The sequence below is a fragment of the Streptomyces sp. NPDC127119 genome, assembly GCF_042677425.1.
Lineage (GTDB): Bacteria > Actinomycetota > Actinomycetes > Streptomycetales > Streptomycetaceae > Streptomyces.
In genome coordinates, this window is sequence record NZ_JBHXTO010000229.1 from 1 (window position 1) to 9,140 (window position 9,140).

A 9,140-nucleotide genomic window follows, 5' to 3' on the forward strand; every position below is an offset into this window, starting at 1 on the left:
CCCGGCGCTGTAGGCCACCCCGGTGAGCCAGTGCGCCGGGTGCCCGACTCGTGCGAGTCGGGCACCGGGCCAATCACCCTCAGGCGTACGTCACTTCAGGCGTACGTCGCTTCACCCGCAGGTCACTTCACAGGGGTGAAGTCCGTCGACCCGATGAACTCCGGGCGGCGTACCGGCGCGGCGAAGGGCTCCACCGCCGCGTTCTCCACGCTGTTGAACACGATGAAGACGTTCGAGCGCGGGAACGGCGTGATGTTGTCGCCCGAACCGTGCATGCAGTTGCAGTCGAACCAGGTCGCCGAGCCGGCCCGGCCCGTGAAGAGCTTGATGCCGTGCTGGGAGGCGTACTTGGTCAGCGCCTCGTCGGAGGGCGTGCCCGCGTCCTGCATCTGCAGCGACTTCTTGTAGTTGTCCTTCGGCGTGGCTCCGGAGCAGCCGAGGAACGTGTGGTGCGACCCCGGCATGATCATGAGGCCGCCGTTGGTGTCGTGGTTCTCGGTCAGCGCGATCGAGACGGACACCGTCCGCATGTTCGGCAGACCGTCCTCGGCGTGCCAGGTCTCGAAGTCCGAGTGCCAGTAGAAGCCGCTCGCGCCGAAGCCGGGCTTCACGTTGATCCGCGACTGGTGCACGTACACGTCGGAGCCGAGGATCTGCCGGGCGCGGCCCACCACGCGCTCGTCGCGCACCAGCTGGGCGAAGATCTCGCTGGTCCTGTGGACCTCGAAGACCGAGCGGATCTCCTGCGACTGCGGCTCGACGATCGAGCGCTCGTCGGCGCGGACCGCCGGGTCGGTGACCATGCGCTCCAGCTCGGCGCGGTAGAGCGCGACTTCGTCGTCGTCGATGAGTTGCTCGACGGTGAGGAACCCGTCCCGCTCGTACCCCTGGAGGTCGGACCCCGCGATCGGCCCCGGCGCGCCGGGTTCGCTCCACACGACCGGGTCCTGCCGGGGCACGGACACCTCACTGGTGCCGCGGCTGGGATACAGGTCGGTGATGGTCGTCATCGTTCAGACCTCCTCGGGCTCGGTCAGCAGGGGGTAGACACCGTTCTCGTCGTGGTCCTCCCGTCCGGTCACCGGCGGATTGAAGACACAGATGCAGCGGAAGTCCTCCTTGATCCGCATCGTGTGCCTCTCGTGGCCGTCGAGGAGGTAGGTGGTGCCCGGCGTGATCGTGTACTTCTTGCCGGTCTCGTCGTCGGTGAGTTCGGCCTCGCCCTCCACGCAGACGACGGCCTCGATGTGGTTCGCGTACCACATCGACGTCTCCGTACCCGCGTACAGGATCGTCTCGTGCACCGAGAAGCCGACCCGCTCCTTCGCGAGGACGACGCGCTTGCTCTCCCAGGTGCCCGACGCCGATTTCACGTGTCGGTCAGTGCCTTCGATCTCCTTGAACGAACGGACTATCACGGTGGTACGAAGCCTCCTTCAGGCTGGTGTGCAGGGGGGTGTGCTGGTTCAGGCCGTCTCGCGGACGGCCCGGGCGAGGGTACGAAGGCCCTCGTCCAGCTCGTCGGGTGTGATGGTGAGCGCGGGGAGGAGTTTCACGACCTCGCTCTCCGGGCCCGACGTCTCGATGAGCAGGCCGAGCTCGAAGGCGCGGTGCGCCACACGGCCCGCACGGGCCTTGTCGTGGAACTCCATGCCCCAGACGAGACCCCGGCCGCGGTACTCCTTCACGTCGGCGAGGTTCTCCTCGGTGATGGAGATCAGCGCCTGCTCGACCTGCTCCCCGCGGGTGCGGGTCTGCTTCTCCATGGCGGGTCCGTCGGACCAGTACGTCTGGAGGGCGGCGGCGGCCGTCACGAACGCGGGGTTGTTGCCGCGGAACGTGCCGTTGTGCTCGCCCGGCTCCCAGATGTCCAGCTCGGGCTTGAACAGGCACAGGGACATGGGCAGGCCGTACCCGCTGATGGACTTGGAGACGGTCACGATGTCGGGCACGATCCCCGCCTCCTCGAAGGAGAAGAAGGCGCCCGTACGGCCGCAGCCCATCTGGATGTCGTCGACGATCAGCAGCATGTCCTGGCGCTCGCACAGTCCGGCGAGGGCGCGCAGCCACTCGACGCGGGCGACGTTGATGCCGCCCTCGCCCTGCACGGACTCGACGATCACGGCGGCGGGCTTGTTCAGGCCGGAGCCCTGGTCCTCAAGGAGCCGCTCGAACCAGAGGAAGTCCGGGACCTGGCCGTCGAAGTAGTTGTCGAACGGCATCGGCGTGCCGTGCACGAGCGGGATGCCGGCGCCGGCGCGCTTGAAGGCGTTGCCGGTCACGGCGAGCGAGCCGAGCGACATGCCGTGGAAGGCGTTGGTGAAGGAGACGATGGACTCCCGGCCCTTGACCTTCCGGGCCAGCTTCAGCGCGGACTCGACGGCGTTGGTGCCCGTCGGGCCGGGGAACATGACCTTGTACGGCAGGTCCCGCGGGCGCAGCACCAGGTTCTGGAACGACTCCAGGAAGCTGCGCTTCGCGGTCGTCGACATGTCCAGACCGTGCGTGACGCCGTCGCGTTCCAGGTAGTCGATCAGGGCCCGTTTCAGTACCGGGTTGTTGTGTCCGTAGTTGAGTGAGCCGGCACCCGCGAAGAAGTCGAGGTACTCGTGGCCGTCCTCGTCGTACATGCGGCTGCCCTGCGCGCGGTCGAAGACGGTGGGCCAGTTGCGGCAGTAGCTGCGGACCTCCGACTCCAGGGTTTCGAAGACGCTCAGGTCGGGCTGGGTGATGGTCACAGGTGTACTCCTCGGGCGTGGGGGGCTGTTCAGAACGACAGGGGGCCGATGCGGTACAGCACTTCTGGGTCGTGCGGGCCGTCGGGGAACTGCCCTGTGTCGAACAGGACCTCACGCTCGACGCTCGCGCCGTGACGCGCCGCGTACGAGGTGAACAGCCGCTCGGAGGCGGTGTTGCCCGGGGAGATCGTGGTCTCCATGGAAGTCAGCTCGTGCCGGCCGGCGACCTGGCGGGTCAGCCCGTCCAGGAGCGCGGCGGCGAGGCCTCGGCCCCGCTGCGCCGCGTCGACGGCGACCTGCCACACGAGAAGCGTGTGCGGGCGCTCAGGCCGGATGTAACCGGTGACGAAGGCGACGGGTTCGCCGTCGGCCGTACGCGCCACCGCGGAGGTACCGGAGAAGTCACGGCACCACAGCAGGTAGCTGTAGGAGGAGTTCAGGTCGAGGGTCCCGGAGTCCTTGGCAATGCGCCAGAGTGCGGCTCCGTCGTCCACGCGCGGACGGTCGGCCCGCAGCCCTTCTGGCATTTCCAGGAATTCCGCTTGCAGGTCTGCTTGTGCGGCGGTCATGTCTACTGAATTTACCCAGCAAAAATCGAAATCGCATCGCCGAGTGGGGTTACACAAGCAGAGTGCATGTGTTATCACGCGGGCGCGGGCCGCGCGTGGAGCCGATCGAAAGCGCCGCTTTGTCCGGGTAATAACGGACAAAGCGGCGCGGTTGTGTATTGCGTCACAAGGGCTTAACCATGGCGAGACCTGCCCGAATTACGAGATCGATCTTCGCAAAACTTTATTGTTTAGGTTCCGAGAAATCGGGCAGAAGCTTATAGAAAACCCTAGGCGAATAAAAGCAGAATTAGGCCCGCATTCAAAGCGGACCCGGAAATGGGGAGAACCCCGAAATCAGTGACCGTCCCTCAGGTCGGCAGGCCAGTCCGGGCGGAACTCGATGTGGTCGTACGTGACCACGCAGCCCTCGCCCATGGGCGACTGGGTCATGAATCCGACGAGGGCGGCCCCGGTCTCCTTCTCCTCGCCCAGGGTGAAGAGACGGACGAAGGTCCAGCGCTCGCCGTCCTTGGAGGCGTGGAAGGCGAAGGCGCGGCCGGTGCGGCTGATCCGGAGCCAGACGGAGCTGCCGTCGACCGTGAAGGAGTTCGCGTCGTCGGAGTGGCCGCGGGTGACGACCGTGCAGACGGTGGGCACGTCCGGGGAGTTCTCCAGGCAGAGCTTGGCCCAGGCCCGCTCGCCCACGTGCGCGTAGAGGACACCGGCGTCGAAGGCCCCGGCGAAGCCGACCGTCACGCGGGCGATGAGCTGGAAGTCCCCCTCGGGCGCCCCCAGCAGCCGGGGCGCGTCGGACGCGGGGTCCAGCCCCTCGTCGGTGGGCGGCACGAACCGGTCCTGCCGGGCCCCGGCCCACCCGGTGAGCACCCCGCCCTCGTACGACCAGTGCCCGTCGGGCCCGTACGACCGAAGCGAAAAGGGAAGTTCAGGAATTTTCACGTCCATCCACAGAGTCTGCCAGCTCCCAGCCCCCCAGAGTGGGCCACAGGCCCCTCTTGGGGGCGCGAGGAACTGCGCGAGCAACCACGACGGACCGGCACCCGACACACCGCCCACGACCCCAACGGCGCCCTCCAGGGGCGCGGGGAACTGCGCGGGCAACCACAGCGGGCCCGCAGCCGACACTCCGGCCACGGGCCCGACGGCGCGAAAAGGAGCGGTTACCGCTCAAGCCGCCCGTTGTAGCGCCGAGGCAGCCCCAACGGGTTGGAGTCCCGCAGCTCCACCGGCAGCAACCCCTCCGCGGCGTTCTGGTACGCAACAGGCCGCAGCCACCGCTCGATCGCGGTCCCGCCCACCGACGTGGACGTCGACGTCGTGGCCGGATACGGCCCGCCGTGCTGCTGCGCAGGAGCCACCGCGACCCCCGTGGGCCACGCGTTCACGACGACCCGCCCCGCGAGCGGCGTGAGCTCCGCGAGGATCTCCGCGCCACGCCCCTCACCGGCCTCCTCCTCCGTGGAGAGGTGCACCGTCGCGGTGAGGTTGCCGGGCAGCCGCGCGAGCACCGCGTTCGCCTCGGCCTCGTCCTCGTAGCGCGCGACCACGGTCACCGGCCCGAAGCACTCTTCGAGCAGCAGGTCGTACTCGCCCTCGGCGGCCAGCTTCCGCGCGGAGACCGTCAGGAAGCCGGCGCTCACCGTGTGCTCACTGCCCGCACCCGGAGTCACCGGCGCGTCCACGCCGGGCAGCCCCGCACGCTCGGCGACCCCCGCGACGAAGTTGTCGCGCATGCGGTGGTCGAGGAGGACCCCCGCCTCCGTGTCGCTCACGGCGTCCGTGAGGGACTTCAGCAGGCGGTCGCCCGCCGCACCGGCCGGCGCCAGCACCAGGCCCGGCTTCACGCAGAACTGGCCGACGCCCAGCGTCATGGAGCCCGCGAGCCCCGTACCGATCGCCTCGGCGCGCTCGGCGGCGGCGGCCTCGGTGATCACGACCGGGTTGAGCGATCCCAGCTCGCCGTGGAACGGGATCGGCGCGGGCCGCGCCGCCGCCGCGTCGAAGAGGGCGCGTCCGCCGCGTACCGAACCGGTGAATCCGGCGGCCGACACCAGCGGGTGCTTGACCAGCTCGACGCCCGCCTCGAAGCCGTGCACGAGGCCGAGGACGCCGTCCGGGATGTCGTGCTGGGCCGCGGCCCGGCGTACGACGGAGGCGACCAGCTCGGACAGACCGGGGTGGTCCGGGTGCGCCTTGACGACGACCGGGCAGCCCGCGGCGAGCGCGCTCGCGGTGTCACCGCCGGCCACCGAGAAGGCGAAGGGGAAGTTCGAGGCCGAGTAGACGGCGACGACACCCAGCGGCACCTTGTAGCGGCGCAGATCCGGGATCGGCGGCGTCGCGGTGGCGTCGAGGTGGTTGATCACGACGCCGAGGAACTCGCCCTCGTCGACGATGTCCGCGAAGGCCCGCAGCTGGTAGCAGGTGCGGGCGAGTTCGCCGGTGAGCCGGACCGGGCCGAGCGCGGTCTCCGCGTCGGCCGCCTCCACGAGGTGCTCCTTGGCGCCTTCGAGCAGGTCGGCCGCGGTACGCAGGAAGGCCGCGCGGACCGTGCGGTCGGCGAGAGCCCCTCGGGCGGCGTGCGCGGCGCGGACGTCGTCGTCCACCTCCTGGGCTGTGGCTTCCACCGCAACCTGCTCGCGCTGCTTCCCGGTTCGGGGGTCGACACTCCAGACTGGTGCTGCTGCCACCGCGGGTCCCTCCAGATGTAATGCCGAAGTACATGTGCCACTCACCAGGGGCGTTCGATATGCTGAACGCTGTCTCTGATGGTGAATATGCTGTCGAGACTATTTCCCGGCGAACTAGGGGGTCAAGGCCGATGTCGGCAGGCGAGACGGGCGGCGGAGCACAGGTCAAGTCCGCGGTGCGGACGGTTGAATTGCTCGAGTACTTCGCCGGACGCCCCGGTATGCACTCCCTGGCCGCCGTGCAGGAGGCCGTCGGGTATCCCAAGTCCAGTCTCTACATGCTGCTGCGCACGCTGGTCGAGCTCGGCTGGGTCGAGACCGACGCGACGGGCACGCGGTACGGCATCGGCGTACGGGCGCTGCTCGTCGGTACGTCGTACATCGACGGTGACGAGGTCGTCGCGGCGGCGCGGCCGACGCTGGACCGGCTCTCCGACGACACGACGGAGACGATCCACCTGGCCCGCCTCGACGGCACGAACGTCGTCTACCTCGCGACCCGCCAGTCCCAGCACTATCTGCGCCCCTTCACGCGCGTGGGGCGCCGGCTGCCCGCCCACTCCACGTCCCTCGGCAAGGCGCTCCTCGCGACCCACACCGACGAGCAGGTACGCAAGCTGCTGCCGGAGACGCTGCCCGCGCTGACCGAGCACACGATCACCGACCGGGAGAAGCTCATCGAGGAGCTGCACCAGGTACGGGAGCAGGGGTTCGCGGTGGACCGCGAGGAGAACACGCTGGGGCTGCGCTGCTTCGGCGTGGCGATCCCGTACCGGACGCCCGCGCGGGACGCGATCAGCTGCTCGGTGCCGGTGGCCCGGCTGACGCCGGCGCACGAACAGATGGTGAAGGACGCGCTGTTCGACGCGCGGGACCGGCTGACGCTCGCGACCCGGAGGCTCTGACATGTCCGACCTGTCCCGCCCCTCCGGCCCGTCCGGGCCGCCCCCCGTCGAGGTCGAGCTCCGCGAGATCCACGACAGTGATCTGCCGGTGTTCTTCCGGCAGACGAACGATCCCGAGTCCCTGCGGATGGCGGCGTTCACCGCGAAGGATCCGACCGACCGGGACGCGTTCGACGCCCACTGGAAGCGGGTGCGGGCCTCGTCCGCCGTGAACCGCACGATCCTCGTCGACGGGGATGTCGTCGGGAACGCGGCGGTGTACGGGGAGCCGGGCGAGCGCGAGGTGACGTACTGGATCGATCGCGCGTACTGGGGGCGGGGGATCGCCACGGCCGCGTTGCGGGCGCTGCTCGTCGTCGTGCCCGAGCGGCCGTTGTACGGGCGGGCTTCGGCGGACAACGCGGGGTCCCTGCGGGTGCTGGAGAAGTGTGGGTTCGTTGCCACTGGGCGGGATCGGGGGTTCGCGAACGCGCGGGGGGCCGAAATCGATGAGATTGTACTGAAGCTCTCGGAGTGACGTGCGGGTGCGTCGTGGCTGGTCGCGCCGTTCCCCGCGCCCCTTAAAGACAAAAGACTGCGCCGTTCCCCGCGCCCCTGACCGGGGCGCGAGTAGATGAACTGTCCATGAGAAACGTGGGCGAAGGGAACGTTCGGGGGGTTCTTGCTCGTCCTTCTGGGCGGGATGAACAAAACGATCAGGCGCGCCTCCGTCTTCACTCTGCTGCTCGTGTTCGCTCTGCTCGTCAGAGCGACCTGGGTGCAGTTCTACGAGGGGCAGGCGCTCGCAGAGGACAAGGACAACCGTCGGAACGCGATCGAGCAGTACGCGTACCCGCTCGGGAACATCATCGTGGGCGGCGACGCGGTCACCGGTTCCGCGCAGACGAAAGGCAGCGACCTCAAGTACAAGCGCACGTACACCGACGGCAACCTCTACGCGGCCGTCACCGGGTTCAGCTCGCAGGTGTTCGGGGCCACGCAGCTGGAGGGTGTCTACCAGCAGCTGCTCGACGGCACGGACAACCGCCTGAAGAACCCCCTCGACACGGTCACCGGCAAGCGTTCCGATCCGGGCGATGTGATCACCACCATCGACCCGGACGTGCAGAAGGCGGCCTACAAGGCGCTCGGTGACAAAAAGGGCGCGGCCGTGGCCATGGACCCGAAGACCGGCAGGATCCTCGGTGTCGTCTCCACCCCGTCCTACGACCCCTCGGTGCTCAGCGGGGGCGACTCCGACGCCTGGAAGAAGCTGACCAAGGATTCCGAGAAGCCCATGACGAACCGGGCGCTGCGCCAGCCGCTGCCGCCGGGCTCGACGTTCAAGCTGGTCGTCGCGGCCGCCGCGCTGGAGGACGGCCTCTACTCCTCGGTGGACGAGAAGACGAAGAGCGAGAACCCGTACACGCTGCCGGGCACGACGCAGGTCCTGGCGAACGAGAGCAAGTCGGCGCCCTGTGAGAACGCGTCGATCCGGGTCGCGCTCCAGTACTCGTGCAACAACGTCTTCGCGAAGATGGCCGTCGACCTCGGTCAGGACAAGGTCAAGGCGATGGCCGAGAAGTTCGGCTTCAACGACGAGTCCCAGGACGTGCCCGTGCGCGCCTACACGAGCGTGTACCCGTCGGACATGGAGAAGTCGTCCACCGCGCTGACGGGTATCGGGCAGTTCGACGTGACCGCGACGCCGTTGCAGATGGCCATGGTGTCGGCCGCCATCGCCAACGGCGGGAAGCTGGTTTCGCCGCACATGGTGTCGCAGATCAGCGACGCGAACGGGGATGTGCTGGAGAACTACGACGACGACACGGAGAGCAAGGAGATCGTCAGTTCGTCCACGGCCGAGCAGTTGCAGTCGGCGATGCAGACGGTCGTCGAGGAGGGTACGGGGACGAACGCGCGGATCTCCGGGGCGACGGTGGGTGGCAAGACCGGTACGGCTCAGCACGGCGAGAACAACAGCAAGACGCCGTACGCGTGGTTCACGTCGTACGCGAAGTCCGACTCCTCCGACAAGGAGGTCGCTGTCGCCGTGGTGGTGGAGCAGTCGGATGCGGCGCGGTCGGAAGTGAGCGGGAACGGTTTGGCTGCGCCTGTGGCCGAGGCCGTGATGCGGGCCGCGCTCAAGGGGTGACCTCGCGCCTCCCCTGCCCTGCGGCCCGGTGGGGGCCGAGCCAAAAGATTGCGCAGTTCCCCGCGCCCCTGATTGGGGGCGCGGGGAACTGCGCGGGTGACCCC

The 9,140-nt window shown here is 68.6% G+C and carries 9 protein-coding genes; 3 read left to right on the forward strand and 6 right to left on the reverse strand.

Going from position 1 to position 9,140, the window contains the following annotated elements:
* Positions 1–122 precede the first annotated feature (122 nt).
* From thpD to ACFVH5_RS42405, 6 genes are all read right to left on the reverse strand, one after another.
* Positions 123–1,010, reverse strand: coding sequence for an ectoine hydroxylase (gene thpD, locus ACFVH5_RS42380; RefSeq protein WP_385839021.1), 888 nt, complete (start codon positions 1,008–1,010; stop codon positions 123–125).
* 3 nt (positions 1,011–1,013) lie between these two features.
* Positions 1,014–1,418, reverse strand: coding sequence for an ectoine synthase (locus tag ACFVH5_RS42385; protein WP_107017720.1), 405 nt, complete (start codon positions 1,416–1,418; stop codon positions 1,014–1,016).
* Positions 1,419–1,466: 48 nt separating this feature from the next.
* Positions 1,467–2,738 (reverse strand): diaminobutyrate--2-oxoglutarate transaminase, encoded by a 1,272-nt coding sequence (gene ectB / locus ACFVH5_RS42390; RefSeq protein WP_385839022.1) that lies wholly within the window; start codon positions 2,736–2,738, stop codon positions 1,467–1,469.
* Between the two features lie 29 nt (positions 2,739–2,767).
* Positions 2,768–3,307, reverse strand: coding sequence for a diaminobutyrate acetyltransferase (ectA, locus tag ACFVH5_RS42395; protein ID WP_385839023.1), 540 nt, complete (start codon positions 3,305–3,307; stop codon positions 2,768–2,770).
* A 336-nt stretch (positions 3,308–3,643) separates the two neighbouring features.
* Positions 3,644–4,252: a DUF1349 domain-containing protein gene (locus ACFVH5_RS42400; protein ID WP_210883808.1), complete on the reverse strand. Its 609-nt coding sequence runs from the start codon at positions 4,250–4,252 to the stop codon at positions 3,644–3,646.
* A 215-nt stretch (positions 4,253–4,467) separates the two neighbouring features.
* Positions 4,468–5,997, reverse strand: a complete 1,530-nt coding sequence (locus tag ACFVH5_RS42405; RefSeq protein WP_385839024.1) for an aldehyde dehydrogenase (NADP(+)) — start codon at positions 5,995–5,997, stop codon at positions 4,468–4,470.
* A 131-nt stretch (positions 5,998–6,128) separates the two neighbouring features.
* Here ACFVH5_RS42405 and ACFVH5_RS42410 point away from each other — a divergent pair, with 131 nt between their 5' ends.
* The 3 genes from ACFVH5_RS42410 to ACFVH5_RS42420 all read left to right on the forward strand — a co-directional run bounded on the left by ACFVH5_RS42410 (position 6,129) and on the right by ACFVH5_RS42420 (position 9,036).
* The gene (locus ACFVH5_RS42410) at positions 6,129–6,902 is read left to right on the forward strand and encodes an IclR family transcriptional regulator (RefSeq protein WP_138048348.1); all 774 of its coding nucleotides are present in this window, start codon (positions 6,129–6,131) and stop codon (positions 6,900–6,902) included.
* 1 nt (position 6,903) lies between these two features.
* The gene (locus ACFVH5_RS42415; protein ID WP_385839025.1) at positions 6,904–7,419 is read left to right on the forward strand and encodes a GNAT family N-acetyltransferase; all 516 of its coding nucleotides are present in this window, start codon (positions 6,904–6,906) and stop codon (positions 7,417–7,419) included.
* Between the two features lie 165 nt (positions 7,420–7,584).
* Positions 7,585–9,036, forward strand: a complete 1,452-nt coding sequence (locus ACFVH5_RS42420; protein WP_385839026.1) for a peptidoglycan D,D-transpeptidase FtsI family protein — start codon at positions 7,585–7,587, stop codon at positions 9,034–9,036.
* Positions 9,037–9,140: the final 104 nt, after the last annotated feature.